General features: G+C 45.9%; 17 protein-coding genes. 13 read left to right on the plus strand and 4 right to left on the minus strand.

Annotation, left to right across the window (positions count from 1 at the left end; all coding sequences use genetic code 11):
• Window positions 1-32: 32 nt before the first annotated feature.
• The 6 genes from CWB99_RS17275 (at window position 33) to CWB99_RS17300 (ending at window position 9600) form a co-directional block, all read left to right on the plus strand.
• Window positions 33-2081: a Hint domain-containing protein gene (locus CWB99_RS17275; protein ID WP_138551164.1), complete on the plus strand. Its 2049-nt coding sequence runs from the start codon at window positions 33-35 to the stop codon at window positions 2079-2081.
• Between the two features lie 54 nt (window positions 2082-2135).
• Complete coding sequence (locus tag CWB99_RS17280; RefSeq protein WP_138551163.1) at window positions 2136-3383, plus strand: hypothetical protein; 1248 nt, start codon at window positions 2136-2138, stop codon at window positions 3381-3383.
• A gap of 10 nt (window positions 3384-3393) precedes the next feature.
• Window positions 3394-4266: a GEVED domain-containing protein gene (locus tag CWB99_RS17285; RefSeq protein ID WP_249331971.1), complete on the plus strand. Its 873-nt coding sequence runs from the start codon at window positions 3394-3396 to the stop codon at window positions 4264-4266.
• An 11-nt stretch (window positions 4267-4277) separates the two neighbouring features.
• Window positions 4278-5756 (plus strand): internalin, encoded by a 1479-nt coding sequence (locus CWB99_RS17290; RefSeq protein ID WP_138551162.1) that lies wholly within the window; start codon window positions 4278-4280, stop codon window positions 5754-5756.
• A gap of 60 nt (window positions 5757-5816) precedes the next feature.
• Window positions 5817-6884 (plus strand): hypothetical protein, encoded by a 1068-nt coding sequence (locus CWB99_RS17295; protein WP_138551161.1) that lies wholly within the window; start codon window positions 5817-5819, stop codon window positions 6882-6884.
• A gap of 187 nt (window positions 6885-7071) precedes the next feature.
• Window positions 7072-9600, plus strand: a complete 2529-nt coding sequence (locus tag CWB99_RS17300; protein WP_138551160.1) for a TonB-dependent receptor plug domain-containing protein — start codon at window positions 7072-7074, stop codon at window positions 9598-9600.
• Between the two features lie 117 nt (window positions 9601-9717).
• Here the strand turns inward: CWB99_RS17300 and CWB99_RS17305 are convergent, their stop codons facing one another.
• On the minus strand, window positions 9718-10080 hold the full coding sequence (locus tag CWB99_RS17305) for a hypothetical protein (protein WP_138551159.1): 363 nt from the start codon (window positions 10078-10080) through the stop codon (window positions 9718-9720).
• 436 nt (window positions 10081-10516) lie between these two features.
• On the opposite strand from CWB99_RS17305, the gene CWB99_RS17310 reads away from it, so the two are divergent.
• From CWB99_RS17310 to CWB99_RS17340, 7 genes are all read left to right on the plus strand, one after another.
• Window positions 10517-11239 carry a hypothetical protein gene (locus CWB99_RS17310; protein ID WP_138551158.1) on the plus strand — a complete coding sequence of 241 codons (723 nt, stop codon included), beginning with the start codon at window positions 10517-10519 and terminating at the stop codon, window positions 11237-11239.
• A gap of 11 nt (window positions 11240-11250) precedes the next feature.
• Window positions 11251-11985, plus strand: a complete 735-nt coding sequence (locus CWB99_RS17315) for a zinc-dependent metalloprotease family protein (protein ID WP_138551157.1) — start codon at window positions 11251-11253, stop codon at window positions 11983-11985.
• A gap of 611 nt (window positions 11986-12596) precedes the next feature.
• Window positions 12597-13394 carry a dermatopontin-like protein gene (locus CWB99_RS17320; RefSeq protein WP_138551156.1) on the plus strand — a complete coding sequence of 266 codons (798 nt, stop codon included), beginning with the start codon at window positions 12597-12599 and terminating at the stop codon, window positions 13392-13394.
• Between the two features lie 553 nt (window positions 13395-13947).
• On the plus strand, window positions 13948-14526 hold the full coding sequence (locus tag CWB99_RS17325) for a TetR/AcrR family transcriptional regulator (RefSeq protein WP_138551155.1): 579 nt from the start codon (window positions 13948-13950) through the stop codon (window positions 14524-14526).
• Window positions 14527-14621: 95 nt separating this feature from the next.
• On the plus strand, window positions 14622-15230 hold the full coding sequence (locus CWB99_RS17330) for a hypothetical protein (RefSeq protein ID WP_138551154.1): 609 nt from the start codon (window positions 14622-14624) through the stop codon (window positions 15228-15230).
• A 3-nt stretch (window positions 15231-15233) separates the two neighbouring features.
• Window positions 15234-16124, plus strand: coding sequence for a sterol desaturase family protein (locus CWB99_RS17335; protein ID WP_138551153.1), 891 nt, complete (start codon window positions 15234-15236; stop codon window positions 16122-16124).
• A 491-nt stretch (window positions 16125-16615) separates the two neighbouring features.
• On the plus strand, window positions 16616-18145 hold the full coding sequence (locus tag CWB99_RS17340) for a basic secretory protein-like protein (RefSeq protein ID WP_138551152.1): 1530 nt from the start codon (window positions 16616-16618) through the stop codon (window positions 18143-18145).
• Between the two features lie 169 nt (window positions 18146-18314).
• Here CWB99_RS17340 and CWB99_RS17345 read toward each other — a convergent pair whose 3' ends face one another.
• From CWB99_RS17345 to CWB99_RS24125, 3 genes are all read right to left on the minus strand, one after another.
• The gene (locus tag CWB99_RS17345) at window positions 18315-18791 is read right to left on the minus strand and encodes a macro domain-containing protein (protein WP_138551151.1); all 477 of its coding nucleotides are present in this window, start codon (window positions 18789-18791) and stop codon (window positions 18315-18317) included.
• A gap of 1 nt (window position 18792) precedes the next feature.
• Window positions 18793-19047, minus strand: coding sequence for a hypothetical protein (locus CWB99_RS17350; protein ID WP_138551150.1), 255 nt, complete (start codon window positions 19045-19047; stop codon window positions 18793-18795).
• A 275-nt stretch (window positions 19048-19322) separates the two neighbouring features.
• Window positions 19323-19579 (minus strand): hypothetical protein (locus CWB99_RS24125; RefSeq protein WP_171045374.1); only part of this gene is annotated, 257 nt, incomplete at its 5' end.

Genomic DNA, 19579 nt, shown 5'->3' on the forward strand with positions numbered 1-19579 from the left:
TACCTCATAAAACCACTCAAAAAGGAAACTTTATGAAACTTGTTAGCCTAGCAGTCATCGCTGCTTTGGGAGGGGCTTCTCTTGCTACTGTCGCGAGTCCTTTGTCCGAAAATAGCACCGCTTTGTCCGAAAATAGCACCGCTTTACCTAAGTCTGCTTTAAAATTTCAGGCATTGAGCAGTGCAGAAAAAGTACAACAACGACTGAGTAAGCATGGCCTTAATAAGAGTAACCGTCCGCATTTATTCAACCTGTTGGACAAACGCGAACAGGCGAAAAAATTTGGGCTCAAAGCTGCTCAGACAGAGCAGCTTAGCAGCCTGAGCAATAGTATCAGCGCAAATTGTAACGCTGATAAAGTATGTTCGTTTTTCAAGCACATGGGGTTGAGAGCCGTTAAGGACGCGTCTGGCACTGAGTACGTGATGATCTCCGCCATCAACAGTGAAGTGGCATCAACCACTTATACCTTTATCGACATTGCGCTGATTGACGAAAATGGCCAGGACATCACCATTCCTCGATTTGCTGAGTACTATGGTGAAGGGATTTCCAAAAAGCGTATGGACATAGCGTCGCTTGGTAAGCTCAGCGATATCATGCCAAGGCTGCTTGCTGCAGAGCAAATTTTCGCTGATGCCTGGGTGACTGTGGTGTATATCGATGAAAATGGCAATGAAGTTGCTGAAGACAAAAACACCATCGTTGAATATTCTAAAGAGACTCTGCTAGCCGAGTTAGGCTATCAGAATGCGCTTTCAGCGAGTCAGAATTTAAAGCACGCCACTGCATCAACTCAGGCATGGACTGAAGCACTCCCCTCGTCATCTATGCCGACTATTCAGCAAGGTGCGCTTCTGGAAAGTGCCGTCACCAACCCGGTTGATTTAAAAGAGATCAACGCAGACTCAACACTGGACCGGATCAAAATCTGCCTGAACCGCAAATACGCTGACTGTGACTACGACGCGGTCTACCCTCACGGTACCCCTAATGATCAGTTAAAGGTACTTGTACCATTTTCTGGTTTTCGTGATGTCATGGGTAAAGTGACCAAAATCTATCGCCCGGACTGGAGCACTAAAGATGTCACTTATGACGCCAATGGTAACCCGAGCTATGCTATCAAACCTGCGGGCACCCAACCGATGGGCCTATACCATGGCACCGAAATTTTCATTCAGACTAAAGAAGGCGGTGGTGCATCCAAATTAGGGGGTTACCAGGGCTCAGAACACCTTTTCTCTGATCACATATCGCTGAAATATTTGCAAAAGCAAGTCGGTGACAACGTCTACGATTACACTCGTATCTCATGGAATATCCCACGCTCAAAAGGGGTATTTGGTGACGCAACTCTCTACGGCCGTTATGCCGATGCGCACTGGATCATGAACCTGTCGATTGAAGTTGAGCAGGAAATGCGTGGCAGAAAACGCCTGCGTAATTTCACCTACGTTGTGGGCAGCACAGACATGCCTGAAGAGCAAACCTGGACCGATATTGAGCATCCACCGATGCAGATGGTGTATAGCTGTCTGGCGAAAGGGTCGATGATCATGCTGGCCAATGGCAAGCAACTGCCTATCGAACAGTTACAGGTTGGCGATCTGGTACTTGGCGCCAGTCAATTTGCACCTAACTCACACATGCCGCTTGAAATCAAAGACGTATCAATCGGTGTTGAAGCCTTACCTATGATCAAGATCACCACAGATTCTGGTAAAGAGCTGCTACTGACTGAATCGCACCCAGTAGTCACTCAATCGGGTGTCTCGGCTTGGGCCAACAAGGTTCAACAAGGTGACCGTATTCATACGGCCAATGGCCTGGAGCTGGTCACTAAGATCGAACAAGTGAAATACGAGGACAATGTTTACAACCTCAAACTGGCTCGCACCTCGGATGATCCAAAGCACATTACCGGTGAGACTTTCTCAATGTTTGCAAATGGCCTGCAGGTAGGCGATCTGGCAATGCAAAGTGACAATGAATTTGAGGACGAAGTGGAAACAACACAAGACGTCCTAAATCGAATTCCTGAAGCTTGGCATAAAGATTACCTAAACAGCATTCAGTAAGCAGGAAACAAACCAGTGAGGCCTCTAAAGGGGCCTCTTCACGGAGTGAACACAATGAATAAAAATCAATTCATTTGCCTTGCGCTGGCACTAACGACATCCCAGGCCCTTGCGCAGGCAACCAAAACGCCAGAGAAACTCAGCGAATTAGCCCCGCTTTCAGCAGAGGCAAAAAGCATCGATTTGGTGCCACTTGGTACAGCACATCAAAGTAAAGGCGATGTCTTGCTGGGCATTCAGTCTGTACAAGGCATGGCCGTTGAGCACCTGGGAAATACCAGCATCGACTTTCGCGTTGGTGTAGATCTGAGATATGAACAGGCACTCAAACTTATCGACGGTAAGGTCGATGCCGGCTTTAAATTCCCGGCTGTGCGCGTTGACGCGGGCGCAAACTATGCCAAAGATATCAGCGCAGACCGTTACACAGGTACCTATACCGTGTACTCATCAGTCAAACCTAAGTCTCGCATCCTAATGCCAAGTTCAGACCAAGGATACCAGCCAACGCAGGCCGCAACAGAGCTGGCTCAGGCATATCCGGGTAACAAAGCGGCAAATCTGGGCGATGGCTTTGTACAAGGTTTTGCCTATGGCTCCAACGTCGTGATCAACATGAAAATTGATTATCGCAATGAGGAAGACAAACGTCAGATCGGTGGTTACCTCAGTGTCGACTGGATAGGTAAGGTTAAGGTTGATGGTCAGCTGCAAAAGATTGATGAGGAAAAACGCCAGTCCGTTAAAATTTCCATCAGCGGCTATCAGAGCGGCGGCGATCCAAACCGACTGTTGAACATCATTCCTAATGGCATTATGCGTTGTACGCTGCTGAACCCTGAGCCATGCTTCAACCTGTTCGAAGCCGCTGTAAACTACTTAAAATCAGATTACATCAACCAGTTTAATTCACTGGATGATTACAATATCACTGATAGTTATGTCACAAAATACCTGGACTCTGGCGCAGGTTTGCAACAGTTAATCCCAGACGCGGGCTACACTCCGGTCAACTACCTGACAAAACTCGTTATTAAAGAGTTAACTTCCCGCTGGATTGAAGAGCGACTGACATACCGCAGAGCGAAGAATCTACAGCGTTATTATGCCGCACAATTTAGCGCAGAGCAGCTGAATCAATTACAGGAAATCGAAACATCCAGTCGCGCCAACGCCAACTTATTCGCAGATATGGTCGACTACTGCGAACGCAATCCTGAAGGAAATTACTGCCTCGACTATGAGTCAGGCAACTTAGCTTACTATCGCGACTACAGCGCTATCAGCGCCGTATTAAAGTAAGGATACCATTATGAAAAAGTTTTCTATAAGCACATCGATTGTGTCTGCCGCCCTGGCATTACCCCTGCTGGCCGCCACTGCACAGGCACAGGATCTCAGCGATGCCCAACTACAGGCAGCCCGCTATAGCGAGCTTGGTGACATGCTAACGGTTACTGAGGCTCAGGGCAGATTCGCCTGGATGCAAAAATGCTACGACGGTTTACTCGTTGAACTGTGGGAGCAGATGTTCGATACCCGTGACATTGTCAGCAAAGAAGAGAAATTACGCCAGCTTAAAGAGCTGTGGTTGTCGGCAGATAAAATCGCTGCAGGCAAAGCGCAATATGTGACCTTTGCGAATGAAGATTTCAGCAATCCTTACAACTGGGTTGCAGGCACCAGTGATAGTCAGGCATGTACGCTTATGCCGCCAGAGTATCAGCCTGTGGCATTGAAAACTACTGTGCTGTCACATAACTACTGCGACAATGCCAGCTTTGACAACGAGTGGGAATGGATTTCCAAAGTAACCATTGAGGATTTCGAACATCAGTCGGGCACCAAAGCCCACACTATGGTGTCAGGAAAAGTGGCTACGTTGCCTGCAAACCGGAGCGTCAAGGTGTCTATCACGCCAGGCAATCTGGAACCTGACTATCCTTCGTACGTCGTTGCACGAGTCTGGGTTGACTGGGATCACAATGGCCAGCTAGACAACAGTGAAATGGTCTACAAATCTGCATCAGATGGGGTATTCAAATTTACCATGGACATTCCTGCGGATGTACCCCAGGGCACAACATTGATGCGCATTGCAACCGATGCGGGTGGTGGCTCAGACAACGCGTGCTCCCGTATTCAATATGGTGAAGTCGAAGACTACCTTGTAACGGTTCGTTAAGGAAAGATGATATGAAACCTATTTATTTATCTGTTTTTGCACTGGCAATGACAGGACAAAGCCTTGCTGCGCAAGAAAAAGAGGCGAACATTTCAAGCGCCAACTTGTCTGGTTCCGTGATCTCAGGCTTGATCAATGATCATGTTGCCATGGGCACAGCATATGACAGCCAAAAGAAACGCTTTCTCAATGTTCAGCCTGTTGCGGGTGTGATTGATGAGACCTTTGGTAATACTGAGCTCAAATTTAAAACCGGTATAGATATGAGCTATGATGATATGCTCAATACCCTGAACGGCAGTGTGGATGTAGACGTCAACTTTCCGGTTGTTCGTGTATCCGCAGGTGCGTCTTTAGCTAAAGAAATGGCTTCCAGCACTTACTCAAGTTCATACACTTTTAGTGCCTCGAGCACGCCGAAAAAACGTCTGTTCTTACCTAAAGACCAAAACCAGGGCTATACCCTGTCTCAAGTGGGCAGTGATGTTGCCAACAATCATCAGACCAAACTGCAAACTCTGGTTGGCGATGAGTTTGTAACCGGTATTGAATATGGCGCAAACGTTCTGGTAAACCTTAAGATCGATTACGGTAGCAACAAAGACAAATCAGACATTGGCGGTTATCTGGATGTAGATTTATATGGGGGTGTATTCAACGTCGGCGGTCAGCTGAGATACCTCAAGGACGAAACTAAATCTTCAGTGAAGATCACGGTGCGTGCCATCCAGCAAGGGGGCGATCCTAAGCAACTGTTGACCATCATACCAAACAACATCATCACCTGTTCACTGGACAACCCAGAGCCATGTTTTGATATGTTTTATGAAGCCGTGAAGTATGCCAAGTCTGGTTTCAACTCGCAGCTAAACTCGCTGAGTGACTATAATGTGGTGCGTTACTACACCACGCGTTATGAGAACTCGTCACTGGCGTTACGCGCGTTAGTACCTGAGTATCAGATAGTCAGAAATGCAACAAAATGGCTGATCAGTGAACTTGAAGATGATTTCAAACAAGCTATTTTGGATGAGCAACGTGCCGATAAGCTACTCAATAGTTACTATGCCTATTTACCGGCATCGCAACGTCTGGCTGTAGAGCAGATCAAAGACCTGGCCTACGACAACGCCTGGTTCTTCTTCAATGCCGCACAATTTTGCCGCGACAATCCATTTGGTTACGCATGTGAAAACAAGGTACAGGAAATGAAGAGTGCCTGTGTGCAACGCGGTAAAAACTGTCCGGCCACCTACAATGTGACTGACTTGCAACTGCCAAGTAACGATCAGCAGGACTGGAAACAGTGCGAATTAGCAAGGCAAGAAGCCGTGCGTGCCGGTATCGTCACTGAGGAGCAAAGCGCACGTTTCAGAAACATGCGTTGGGCTCCGACTTTCATCGACGTCACAGCCCCGGCCCGTGGGATCCTGAACTGGCGTTTATGTGAAGGCGCTCTGACCACTTACGGTACGGCGTTTGCGCAATAACCTGCCATAATTAATCGCAATGTGCCGGAGCACATTGCGATTTCTTTTCAGGGAGCGGATATGAAAAAGTTTTTACCTTTACTGGCTTTGGGGTGCACTTTCGCAGCACACAGCCAGGTCTATTACAGTGAAAAAGTCGGTGCTAACGACCTTGGCCGGGCTTTTGACCCAAACATGCACCAGCTCAGTGGTGCCTGCTTACAGGGCACACCTGTGCTGCATAATGAACTCAGCGGTAGCCTGGATTATTTCCAACGGGTTGACGAGACCTTGATCAAGCGCCGTACATTCGGTGAGGTACATGGCGGTGTTAACCTGTTCATTATTGCCGGTAGTGTGTCGACTTCAATGACACATCGTAATGCCACCGATCAACGCACGCTAACATCGCAGCTTCATCTCAAGTTTGATGAGGGCTATAGCACCTTAGAGGATCGCCAGGTAAAAGCCGGCGTGGCTCTCAAAGACTGTGGTAGCCATTTTGTCTATCAGGTCAACTATGGCCGCGATCTGTTCGTCAACACAAGGCTACATTTTAGGACCGAAGAAGATTACAAACGGTTTGTCATTAAAATTAAAATACGTTTGCTGTTTTTCAAAAAAACCATCACTAAGGTCAAAGAAATCGAAAAGTATGCCGAAAATGCGGTATTCAGCGTCGATGTTAACTCAAATGGACCATTACCAGCTAAGCTGCAGCAGCAACTCAGCGAGCAACCTACCTACTGCCGGGGCGGTAACATTACTCCCTGCCTGCAAACATTGGAGAAACTCGTGGCATATAGTTTCGACCCCAATGGACTCATGCTGGATTTGGCCGACTTAGACAAAGTGCCTCGTAGCTTTGTGGTAAAAAGCTTTCAGGATTCAGGCCACTATGGTGCCGCTGACTGGGCGTCTGTGATGAGTAATACTCTGTATGAGACAGCCTGGCGGTGGGCAGAGCATCAGTATGGTGAAGCAGTCAGACACTTGGAACGCACCAAAGCGTTCTTAGCGGTGGCCAGTGAGGCCGAAAAACCCGCACTGGAAGCCCAATTTGAAGCCGCCCAGATAGCACTCAGCGATGCGCAGACACTACGTCAAACCTGCCTTGAATCGCCCTGGTTGAGTCAGTGTGGGCCATAAACAAGCATGTATTTTTCTCACTCAAGTGGCTAGTCTCCTTAGCCACTTAAGAGAAATCACTTCATTGAAATGAATAAAATTCATCTTCTACTTTAGTCCAATCCGATTGCACTCAAATTTGATTTATGTCAACGTCTGCTCAACAAACACAGAATAATTACATAACATCAACAGAGTAGTAGAAGTGATGACAACGACTATTAAACTTTCGCCAGTAGCACTGGCACTCTTTGCGTGCTCCGCCGCGATGGCCGAACAATCCAATGAACAAAACATAGAAACCATCTCAGTATTGGGCTCTAAGGTCTCCAACCGGACGGCCACCGAGTCGACCTCTCCCATAGACATACTGGATACCGATCAATTAAACAAAGGCGGCTTTACTGAACTAGGGCAAAGTCTGCAATCCATCGCTCCGTCGTTTAACTTTAGCCGGACTCAAGTTTCAGATGGCTCGGATCTGTTCCGCCCGGCGACATTACGTGGCCTTCAGCCGGATCAAACTCTGGTTCTGGTCAACGGCAAACGCCGTCATACTCAGGCAATCTTTGGATTATCTGGCACGGTTGGAGCTGGTGCCGCCGGGACAGACATGAACTCCATCCCTATGATGGCGCTGAAGAATGTTGAGATACTCAGAGACGGCGCCGCGGCGCGTTATGGCTCAGATGCCATTGCGGGTGTTATAAACCTTTCTTTGAACGACAGCACCGGCGTCACCACCGGCTTTGTACAGGCTGGATCAACCGGAGAAGGCGATGGGGATACCTATTCTCTGGGCCTGAACCGAGGATTTGATTTGGGCAGCCAGGGCGGCTTTATCAATGTCTCTTTAGAATATCGCGATGCCGATGGTACCAACCGGGCCGAGCGTGATACGGGTGGCTCCTCAACCATAGCGCCAGGAACTTTATCCGATGATGTGCGCTGGAAGCAGGGTAACTCTGACAGTGAGTTTATCTCAGTGTTTTACAACGCTGCGCTGCCTGTGGGTGACAAAGAACTGTATTCTTTTGCCGGCTTCTCAAACCGGACTGCTTTAGGTAACGGCTTTTACCGCGACTTTAATCGTGCAGAACGCAATGTACCTCAGGTTTATCCGGATGGTTTCTTACCACGGATCGATAACGAAGCTGAAGATCTGTCCTTTGCAATCGGTCTGAAAGGCGATATCAACCCAGACTGGGCATTCGATGTATCCAGCGTATACGGCGAAAACCAGTACGACTATTCGTCATCCAATACCATCAATGCATCTTATGCAGCAGAATACCTGGCCAACAACCCGAATGCATCTGCACAAGACATTGCCAACAATGCCGGCCCCAGAGGCGGGTATTCAGGTGGTTTCCGATTCGACCAGTGGACCACCAATTTGGATATCAGCGGCATTATTGACATAGACGGCGGCGAGCCGATTTACCTGTCTGTGGGAGCCGAATACCGCAAGGAAAATTATGAGATAGTCCCGGGTGAAGTGGCATCTTATGCATGTGGTGTCTCGAACTCTGACCGTTCTTTCCCGTCGGTGATTGATGCTGAAATTTTCGCTGATTGTGGTTTTCAGGCTTATCAGGGGCTCAGACCAGATGCTGCCAATAAAGCCGATCGTTCCAGTCATGCCATTTATATAGAAGCAGAAACCCTGCTCAATGAAGATTGGCTGATCAGTGCAGCACTGCGCTACGAAGATGTGTCTGACTCAAATGATGACACCATCTGGAAACTGGCAACCCGCTACGAACTGACTGAAGATTTGGCCCTGCGCGCAGCAGCTTCAACGGGCTTCAGAGCGCCGTCGTTGCAACAATCGGGTTATACCGCTTTTACCACGACACTCGGTGGAGATGGCACACTGGCTACATCTTATACCGCAACCGCTGGTTCACCTTTCCCCGCCGCACTTGGCGTGGAAGGCCTGAAACTGGAATCCTCGGACAATTATAACTTAGGTCTGGCCTGGGATGTCAGCAACGACCTGTCTGTCACTTTGGATTTCTATCAGATCAAGATTTACGACCGCATCAACCTCGGCAGTTTCATTGGTGCAAACAGCGATGAGCTGAACGCTTTCCCGGCTGCCAACGCCGCATTAACAACCACCGGCGCCGTGCAAGGTAACTTTTTCTCAAACTCGCTTGATTCAACAACTCAGGGATTTGATTTAATCGCCTCCTACTCAATGGCTCTGGCAGCTGGTGAGCTGGACATCACCTTTGCAGCGAACAAAAATAAGACCGAGATTGACAAAGTTAACGCGCCTCAGGGTATTCCGGACAACATTGTACTTGATGCGCAAAGACGCTCATTCCTGACCCATGGTCAACCAAGGGAACGAGCCACGCTGACCTTTGACTACCAGCAGGACGACTGGAACACCCTGCTGCGCTTTAATTACTTTGGTAAAACTGAGGTCAGCTACTTTGCTGGCGGACACATAGTGTTGCCAGATTTCTTGTCGCCAACCAATAGCTGGCAGGAAACCAGTGTTGTAGAATCGGCCGTTCTGGTTGACATCAACGCGGGCTACCAGTTGACCGACAGCATTGCGCTGTCTGCTGGTATTGATAACCTGTTTGATGAAACACCTGACGAGTTGGGTGAAGATGAGGTGCTTAACTTCATTACCAATGGCGCGATGCGCTATCCATTGCGAGCTTTGCCCTATGGCTTTGATGGTATGACATATTACGCCAAGGTGAGCTTCAGCTTCTAAACATGAAAAGGGGTGATAGTCATCACCCCTTCCTTTTCAGTACGGATATGCAGAGATAGCTCAAACAGACTATATCTTTCTGTATTTGCAAGTACTTACCGTCACTGTTCGGACTTATTATCCACCAATATTTGATGAGACCCGCTGGCTCATTTGCGTATCTTCAGCAAACTCGCTCATACCCGGGCGCTTGTAAAACACTGTGCGGGTGTAGTTTGAAATAGCCCAGATCACCCTTTCTCTGTCTACATCAATATTGTAAAAAGCACCAAATTTAACCAACTTACCATTGTTCAATGTATACACATTCTGCGGGCCATCATTGCTGCCATACACACTGGCAACCAGGTAAACCTGACCGCTTCCCACTGCAATGTCATTAAGTGTGCATAGTTTTCTGCAGGCAACTGACCGCTGCTCCCAGCTTACCCCGTTGAACTTATATAGCTTGTCACTTTCGGTGATTGAGACAAATTTCATTGAGCACGGATATAATAAAAATGAATAATATATACCGACAAACCAATTTATAAGTCACATTACTATCTCACATGAGAGCAATTTACTTCACCCAAGTGGAGAGCACTTAGCTGCGGATCCCTAAAAACAGGTGTAAAACGCATTGCAGACAAATAAGCGGAGTGATCTGGTTTTACCTTAGAAAAATAAAAAAGCAATAAATACATAACTATAGCTATTTCACCTGATGAAAAAATGCACTTTTTATTGCTTACTCCTCAGTGATTAGACCTGCGTTTTACACTTATTTTGTAACTAATACTTATTCATTATTAGCAATAATAATTCGTTATATCATAACAAAATAATCACAAAAAAAGAGTTTTGCAACCTAATTGACACAATTGTTAACTTTAATTATATTCACTCCCCCCCCCAGCCAACCGAAGAATAAAAAATGAAGAAACTGACATTTTCACTTGTTTTAATAGGTATATTTATATCATATTGGCTTTTTTCCAGTTCCACTCCAGAAGTTGCACACACCGCACCTATGCAAAAAGATGCACCAATAGTGAATAAAAACACAGACAAGGCAGAATCCTTTGCTGTTTCAATTTCACCCAAGCAACCAATAGAAATTGCCTCAAACACAACAAAAGAAATTATGCAGGACATGGAGCGACTGCCGTTAGATATTGGGGAAATCGCAGCAATTTCTGATGACGCAAGAGCCGTGTTAACAGAAGCAGGTGTGCTGGTAAGGGATATTAGTGAAGAAGCCTATGTCGAATTCAACCTTGCAGCCATGCAGCAACTGGAGGTTGGCGACACCTTTGACTTAACCATCCCACAGACCACCGAAATGCATCGCGCAGAAGTCACCCAGGTGGATGTATTTCCAAACGGTGACAAAAGTGTTTTTGCAAAAGTCACCGGCTCGGATAACCGCTTTCATAATTCTGTGATGACGGTAGGCAGTGATGCCATTTACGGGCAATTCACTGTCCCTTCTGGCAATTATGTTTTTGAATCCCATGGCAAACATGGCTGGATAGCCGCAAAACGCGACCTGTATAAGAATCATGTGGAGCACACGCCTCAAGAACGTGCGCCTGCAGAAGGGGCAAAAGATCTCTTTTCCCCGCCTATCAACACTCAAACAACAAGTAAGAAGTAAGGAAAATCAATATGAAAAAAGCAATCCTAGCGACGGCGCTCATCTTAGCCTCAGGTTTAACTCAGGCGAATACAATCGATATTGCTATTCTGTATAGTGATGAAGCGGCAGCCAATACATCGAATATCCAAACGAAAATCAATCAACTGATCTCATTTTCTAACCAGGTTTACAGCCAAAACGAAATTGACTTAAGACTCAATCTGGTTGCGTCAGCTTCAATCGGCAGTGCGCAGGTAACAGCTGACGAAAACTGGTTAAACGCATTGACGGACAGCGCATCTATTGCACAATATCGTGATGCCAATAATGCTGACATGGTTGCATTATTGGGTGTTGGTTCATCTGCGGGCAGCAATCTCATTAGCTGTGGTATTGCCTGGGTTGGTCAGGGCAGCAATGGTAATTTGTACTCGTCTCAGGTCAACAAGATGTATTCCATTACCGCTGTAGACTGTGGTGCAACCACCTTTGTTCATGAGCTAGGCCACAACCAGGGTTTAACACACGCCCGCAGACAGGGTGACACATCGGGTGGTGTATACCAAGATGGTATGGGACATGGTGTCTATAATGTCTTCACCAGCATCATGGCATATCCGCATGTCTTTGGCAGTGCAACTCAGTATGACTACTTCTCAAACCCTAACTGGACGGCAAACGGATATCCTTTCGGTGTTGAGGGCGAGTCGTACGCCTGGAAAACCGTGAATGCAACAAAAGACGACATTGCAAACATGAAATAACAAGCAACCTTTATCTTTTATCAGGTAAACAGGCTTTGAGCGCTCGATGTTGAGCGCTCTTTTTATGCCATCAGATTAAATAGAAATGAACATTTATAAAAATGAAAGCCACATCTGTAATCAATCCTCAACGGCGACGCGCGTGGGCAGCCACTCGTAACTACACACCAAAAGCCTTAGCTTATCTCGTTACATCAATCAATATGACACTTTCCGGGCACACCTGTACACACTTTGTACTCTCTAAAACGTTCTCAGCTACCACCTGTACACCCAAAAATTAGCCCCAAAGGGGGCATCAATATAATAAAATAGAATAAGGCGACCTTTTATTACCTATTAGCCAATAAAGAAAAAGTTAATTGAACAACATAACAAAACAAACGGATGAAAAAACACCGTTATTAGCTTAAAAAACAAACGCCCTAGTCAAGAAAAACCAATTATCCTCAACAAACAACAATTTCAGATCAGCGTATAAAGATCAGCAAGACATAAAATAGAAACCCAAGGTTAATATAAATGAAATTGACAATTTAAACACCAAAGCATCAAATATACCCCGATTCTACTGAATCACTTAAACTAAAACCCTAAAAAGGATTATCAAGATGAAAGTTAGTTCTATTGGAAAAATTGCAACATTATTTTTGGCAGTAGCTACAACGGGTGTATTTGCAGCTCAGGAAACGGCAAATTATATGGAGTATAACCTGGGAGACAGCATCTACAGAATTCCAGCGTCACAGGCTAACAATATCGATGAAATCATTGCATTGATTGAAAGTCGCAATGACGTTTCTGAGTATGGCGTTGTGACATTAAAAGCTGACATTCCGAACGCTGAACTGTCAACATCTGACTTCTCAATACAAGCAGGTGGTTCACTCCGCCTGTATAGTACGTTCAACGCAGGTTACCTGAACGACTTTGATGCCGTACTATCATACACATGTCCTAGTAACATGTTTATCAAGTCAATCTCAAGCTACCACGACAACAAGAAAGAAGACCGTCGCTTTAACATCGAGTGTGGCAAGTACACTACGTCTGGTGGTGCACGTATTTACCGTAAAACAGTCAGCTGGACTGGCTATGTAAACTCGTACGATCAGGCTTTCAACTATACCTGCCCGGCAGGCAAGTTCTTGGTTGGTGTATACAGTGTACACAGCAACAGACATGAAGATCGCGTATTCAAGTTCGCCTGTGCCGCTATGGCTGAGTCTTCAGCAAATGGTTTTGCGCTAAGTGCTGAAACCTGTTCGAATGTAGGCCCAACTAACTTCGACCAACCCTGGCACCTGGGTTCAAACGGCGCGCTTGTAGGCATGGCTAGCCGTCACAGCAACTCTCACGAAGATCGCGAAACAAGTGTTTCTTTCTGTACTTCAGTATCTGACTGGTAATAACAGTTAGCATGCAGGCATTATGCTGTAGCCTGCTTTAATATTTTATTGCATTATAATATACAACCTAAACCATCACTATAAAAGCAGAATACAATTAAAAACGCCACAAATAAAAACCACTAACATATTTAAAAATCAAGGCAGAAAACAGTTAAACCATCAGAAATATATTTTCATAGATATCCTATATTATCCTTGGTGAGTAGCACAGTGTGAATATAATCAAGCATATGGCCAGTGTGGGTAGACAAAACATGATGCAGCTACCAATGCCCAGAGAAATATCGTCAACCAGTACCTGTAGGGCTGCTCACTTCGCACATAGGGATGCCACAAATAGCTGACCCCTCTTACCAGGTCATTGAGTAACCACAACAGTAATCCAAAACCAAGCCAATAGCTCCAGGGCAATCCTATCCACATTTGAAACTTCCTCACTATAGATTTTCACATTGATAATTTATACCATAACTTGCAAGACCATTGATTGTCAATATGACAATCAAACCTCAATTGATATAGTGACTGAAATAGCAAAACTGGAGAAACCATGGCAAGACCAAGTATGGCGGCACAACGCACTGAAGAGATACTGGATGCACTTGAAGCCTGTATTTTGAAATATGGGATCCAAACAACGTCACTTGAAAATATCGCAGAAACCGCGGGAGTGAAACGCACCATTTTGCGTCATTATATCGGTAACCGTGACGATATCATTTGCGCACTGAGTACCCGGCTACGCTCCCGGTATTCTGAACAATGGCAACAAGTTTTGCACTGGCTTCCCTCGACGAATAAGATTGAATCAATCATAGATGCTTTATTCACTGTCGGTTCTCAGGAAAGGATCAACGCAACTATTATCGGTGAAGCCATCTTCTCAGAAGCCAAGCGTTTGCCAGCTATCAAACAAGATCAGACCAGTATCATGGATGAGTTTATTACGATTATCAGCGATGTTTTACGTCACGAATACCCGGATGCTAACCCAGATAAAGTGGAGTTGGTTGCCCACGGAATTTACGCGAATTACCTGCTGTCAGAATCTTTTTTACCTCTCACCCTGGTTGATCAGGTTTATAAGCTCAAAGCCGCCTCCAAACTACTTTGTACCACACTGGCGTAAATCGACCACTTGAAAGAAATAAATTTTCACATTGACAATTTAAGACTCAAAATTTAGGCTATGCTTCATTCGTCACACATCGATAGGATTTAGATATGAAGCTAGCCAGCTCATTGGTAGTCACAGGGATCATTGCCATGTCAGTTTGGGGAATTGCTTTACTACAGCCAATGCCTGTACAAGCGCTTTCCTCAGCACAACCCCAAACAGTAACTCAGAAACAATCGTCCCTTAAAGCAACACGCACGAATGTAGCGACTGAAGCGACGGCACAACAACAAGGCACCTTAATGGTTGCTCTGGATACACTGGTGATCTCCGGAAATACTGCCACTTTACCCACAGATAAAGTGCAACAGCTATGGCAGGATTTTAATACCAATACGGCCTTAAATAGCCGGCTGATAAAGCAGCCACTCGCGGTTTATGTTTTGTATAAAGACTTCTCTGCTAACTTTGCTCAAGCCACTATTACCATCGGCTATTCCATAGATGCCCTTTCTTCTGCAGAGGACACCGTAACGCTCGACGCTGCGCGCTATGAGCCGCTGTTATCAAGAAAAAAGCATAGCGTTCAAGATATCGCACTAGCATGGCAAGAAATCGATTACCGCAGACCAATAAATAGGGTTGTTGAGATCCATTACCTGTCAGACCACAGTACAATAACGAGCTCTGAATTGCTGGTAGGTTATGGAGAGTAAACCATGGAATTGCTAACCCTTGCTCTATCAGCAGACGATATCTGGTGGCTCGAAGTCTTTATCGACGACTGGTTTTTGGTCATTGCATTGGGCTTGTTCATTGTTGAAATGCTTCGGTACGCCTGTAAAAAGCAATTTACCAGAAACCTGTTTGGTGACAGTGTTGCCAACTTTGTGACTCTTGGGCTGTTTATGTTTTTGGTCACGCTGGTTGCGATGACTTATGTTGGTATATTTTTCTACGTTTATGATAATTTCAGAATTGTAGACCTGCCACTTACACCCTGGACCATATTGTGCTGTATTGTGCTGGCCGATCTCGCTTATTACTGGGAGCACCGCTTTTTACATAAGAACGGCTTTGCCTGGGCAACACACACCGTTCATCACAGCTCACCACATTTCAATATTTCCGTTGCTTATCGTCATGGTCCAATGGATTGGTTTTTCCCGCTGTTTTTTTACCTGCCGCTGGCGCTTATGGGTTTCCATCCGTTTATCATCTTGCTGGCCGAGGTGGTCGTGCAGGTCTATCAAACTTTATTGCACACAGAAACCGTAAAGAAACTGCCTCGCCCGATAGAAGCCATCTTTAATACCCCTTCTCATCATCGGGTGCACCATGCTACCAACAAACAGTATCTGGATAAAAACTATGCAGGCATTTTTATTATCTGGGACAAGCTGTTTGGCACCTTTGCCAGGGAAGAAGCACAAGTCAGATATGGCGTCTTCCCAAGAATTAACAGCGTAAATCCACTTACCATCTTTTTTGGCGGGTACACAAAGTTGTTCAGACAACTCATTAATGCACCAAGCTGGACACACAGATTCAAGCTACTGACAAAGCCGCCTATCTGGGCCTGGCAACAAGAACAGAAAGGTAAAAGGTAGACAAAAGCCAGTAAGCCTGGCCTTTGCCAGATTTAAACGTGCACTGTATGCCAGATCGACCACAGTAATCCCGAAACAGGTTTCCAATTTCCCAAAAGGAAACCTTGTCCATCAACGCAATTTCACCTCAAAGTAGGACTGAACAGGCCATCCAGGTGCTGATATCAGCATGTCCTCTTCCAGCGCTCAATTCACAAACAACCTGATTGTTATCAGCCTGTTATTGCTTGACTTTATCGTTCAATCAAAGAGGAAAATGGGAAAAGTACTGGGCTACTTATAACCAAACTGCTTAATTTTAAATCAAATTGTTATTTACATAAGTTTGACAACTCCTACATTAAGCGCAATATTTAGATCGTTCCAATTCAAATAAACTCATACTTTCTGCCTCTACAACGAGAAGAAACCCATTACCAACCAGAAATAAATTGGAACGATACAATTAAGTGCAACACTATAAAAAACAACATGTAAAAGAGAGCAACAGGATGAAAACACAACACTTAAATCCACTCACGCTGGCATTGTGCCTAAGTGGAGCGCTTATAGCTCCGTTAAGCTTCGCAAGTACCGACCTGACTCAGCCAAATGCAGGGATTATCACCGCCAGTGGGGAGAATGGCACAGCTGAAGGGCGCAGCAAGGCATTTGACGATTCTCAGTACAGCAAATGGCTGACCTTCACGCCTACAGGCTGGATAGCTTATCAGTTCAATACCCCTCAGATAGTATCGGGTTACACATTGACTTCCGCCAACGATGCGGCGAGTCGCGACCCGCAGGACTGGCAATTATTAGGCTCTAACGATGGCAACACCTGGTACGAACTTGATACACAAACCAATCAGATCTTTTCTGCACGCTATCAGACTCGTCAGTATAGTGTTACGAACAATCAGGCCTACCGCCACTACAAGCTGAACGTCACTGCCAATCAGGGCGCGGGAATTTTGCAGCTGGCAGAAATTGAATTGCTGGGAGGAACGACACCACCGGGAGATTCTCTGCCACTCACAGACAGCCAGTCGCTCAGTAAAGGGAGCTGGCAGCATTATGGGCCATTCAATGTAGCGGGAAAGGTCTTGGCAACCACCTCAGGTAGCGGTGATGCCGATCTGTATATCGGCCTGGGTAGCCAGCCAACCACCAACAACTACCAGTGTGCCAGCACCTCGCCCACAGCTGCGGAATCCTGTCAGGCTCAGGGCAACAACTTGTATGTCTCCGTTTATGGCTGGTCTGCCACCCGTTACACCATCAATATACAAGAACAAAGCGACAATGGCGGCGGTAATTGGGATAAGCCGGTGGTCGATTTTGTTGATATGAACCCAGAAACTGCGGGCTCGCAACTAGTGAAGCGCATCATCAGCGATCCGGCCGCCCATATGGCAAAGCGTTGTGTAGATGTGGCCAAAGTGCTCTATACCGACCCGAAAGAATCGCAACGTTTCAGACACCTGCGTTTTGAACTCAGAGAAAAAGACGCCTGGGGCAACGACTTTGTGGCCTATAAACTCGGCCAGGATGGGTCCGGTGAGATGACCATTGCCGTCAGTACTAAGCATCTGGAAAAAGTCTACCGGGAAGGAAACAACGACGACAACGCGATCCGCGACGAAATTGACGGCATCTTATTCCATGAGGTTACCCATGGCTATAACAACTCTCCAATAACACACGACGGTTATGGTGACGGCGGTCCTTACTGGGCCTATACCGAAGGCCTGGCAGATGCTGTGCGGATTGGCGCGGGTTTTCATAAAACCAGACAACCGGACATCACCAACCCTAAAAAGTGGCTGGGCGGATACACCACTACCGGCTTCTTCCTGCACTACATTAAACAGGAAAAAGACCCCCTGTTTATCCGCAAGTTTAACCAGTCGGCGGTAGACTACACCAACTACACCTGGTCATTTGACCGTGTCTTCACCGATATACTGGGTATAGGCGTAGAGCAAGCCTGGCAGGATTACGTGCAGTTTATTCAAAACGGCGGACAACTTCAGTACTAGTAAATAGCAAAAAGCCCGAAGCCTGGATAGGCTTTGGGCTTAGGGTTGTTTTACAGCAGTAACACTGCTGGCCAGCTACACTGCGTGTCCTGGCGTTTAATTATTGCATCGACCTGCAAATGCACCATCCATGATACATTTCAAATGGGTGTCTTTCTTGTGCTCACTATCACTCTATAGATTGGCTAGCATCCAGGCCTGATACAAATTCTTCAAAGACAATTAGCATTACATCACTTTTTTGAACTTCTTCATGAATTATTGCCTTTACATCATCCCACACTAATCCACCAAGGCCAGCACCGATTCTCGGAATTCCTATGCACTTAATTCCTTTAGTTTTTGCAATAGCCAGCATTGAAGCTAAGGATATTGCTACAGCATCAAGTGTTGCTTTTGTTCTCCAAGTTCTTTGCGTCCCAAGATTGAAAATTGTGTTTTCGCCTTCAACCCATGTAAAGACATCACCGGGATTGAAGAGGCCAGATTTGCACCGCTCCTTATAGGAAGAGTACATGTTAGGCCAGTTGTTTTTAAACTCGATAGCTACACCTTTACCCATAGCACCAGCACAGTTACAGCCATGAGCAAATGACTTAAGTTTAGGTGTTTGAAACATGTCACCCCTGACAAACTTAACAGGCATCTTACTCCGACTCCTGCCAGACTAGTTCAAAATCGTCCGAAGATATTTCAACGGAATCGGATAAGTCTAAGTCAGATAATTTACCATCGTACAGTCCCGGACCTATTTCATCATGGTACTCATGACGAGATGAGTACCATTTACCACCAAAGTTCTCGACCTGCCTGGCGGCGACCTCGCCATCAAATTCGGTATAGACGATACCTTCACCAAGCGTCGACTCTGTAGGGCCTTTAAAATATTTTTTAGTCATCATTTTGAATCCAATGTAGCTCCGTACCCTTTGATTCGCCCACGTAGGTCAAGTGGCTTATCATTAGGAAGGTAATAAACGTTGGGTCTCGGATTTTGTATTGGTAAACCACCAACACCTATTCTTAAATAATAATTGAGACTTGCTTTTTTACGGGCATCACCAAAGAGTAATCTTGCTGCCTGTCCTTTCTACATGTTCCCAAGAGTAATGTCATCTTTAGTGAGGCCTGCAACGGTTTCTGCTGCAACCATTCCGGGGTGTATATCAGTAAAATATTACCCCGGACCACAACGGGCATTTTTCTCACCAAAAGAGGCTCTTAGGGTTTGAGTAGCAACTATGGAATCAAGGTTCTCTTTTGAGTTGGTATGATGATAAAGAATAAGCTCATTCTCATCTATTTCACCACTAGCGATAGCCCCTTCAAGTGTTCCATCAGCTAACTCTCCCGGCTTTAAGACGTAAAGAATCAATCCTTTCTTTAAAGCTCCTATTAGCTCTTTACCAAGCCTGTAGTGGCATAGTGATTTTG

Source organism: Pseudoalteromonas rubra (genome assembly GCF_005887095.1).
GTDB lineage: Bacteria > Pseudomonadota > Gammaproteobacteria > Enterobacterales > Alteromonadaceae > Pseudoalteromonas > Pseudoalteromonas rubra_E.

Bases quoted from the DNA above. Each gene is read 5' to 3' on its own strand.
- CWB99_RS17280 (WP_138551163.1), top strand. From the start codon at position 2,136: ATGAATAAAAATCAATTCATTTGCCTTGCGCTGGCACTAACGACATCC.
- CWB99_RS17290 (WP_138551162.1), top strand. From the start codon at position 4,278: ATGAAACCTATTTATTTATCTGTTTTTGCACTGGCAATGACAGGACAA.
- CWB99_RS17340 (WP_138551152.1), top strand. From the start codon at position 16,616: ATGAAAACACAACACTTAAATCCACTCACGCTGGCATTGTGCCTAAGT.
- CWB99_RS17325 (WP_138551155.1), top strand. From the start codon at position 13,948: ATGGCAAGACCAAGTATGGCGGCACAACGCACTGAAGAGATACTGGAT.
- CWB99_RS17330 (WP_138551154.1), top strand. From the start codon at position 14,622: ATGAAGCTAGCCAGCTCATTGGTAGTCACAGGGATCATTGCCATGTCA.
- CWB99_RS17295 (WP_138551161.1), top strand. From the start codon at position 5,817: ATGAAAAAGTTTTTACCTTTACTGGCTTTGGGGTGCACTTTCGCAGCA.
- CWB99_RS17315 (WP_138551157.1), top strand. From the start codon at position 11,251: ATGAAAAAAGCAATCCTAGCGACGGCGCTCATCTTAGCCTCAGGTTTA.
- CWB99_RS17300 (WP_138551160.1), top strand. From the start codon at position 7,072: ATGACAACGACTATTAAACTTTCGCCAGTAGCACTGGCACTCTTTGCG.
- CWB99_RS17335 (WP_138551153.1), top strand. From the start codon at position 15,234: ATGGAATTGCTAACCCTTGCTCTATCAGCAGACGATATCTGGTGGCTC.
- CWB99_RS17350 (WP_138551150.1), bottom strand. From the start codon at position 19,047: ATGATGACTAAAAAATATTTTAAAGGCCCTACAGAGTCGACGCTTGGT.
- CWB99_RS17345 (WP_138551151.1), bottom strand. From the start codon at position 18,791: ATGCCTGTTAAGTTTGTCAGGGGTGACATGTTTCAAACACCTAAACTT.
- CWB99_RS17285 (WP_249331971.1), top strand. From the start codon at position 3,394: ATGAAAAAGTTTTCTATAAGCACATCGATTGTGTCTGCCGCCCTGGCA.
- CWB99_RS17275 (WP_138551164.1), top strand. From the start codon at position 33: ATGAAACTTGTTAGCCTAGCAGTCATCGCTGCTTTGGGAGGGGCTTCT.
- CWB99_RS17305 (WP_138551159.1), bottom strand. From the start codon at position 10,080: ATGAAATTTGTCTCAATCACCGAAAGTGACAAGCTATATAAGTTCAAC.
- CWB99_RS17320 (WP_138551156.1), top strand. From the start codon at position 12,597: ATGAAAGTTAGTTCTATTGGAAAAATTGCAACATTATTTTTGGCAGTA.
- CWB99_RS17310 (WP_138551158.1), top strand. From the start codon at position 10,517: ATGAAGAAACTGACATTTTCACTTGTTTTAATAGGTATATTTATATCA.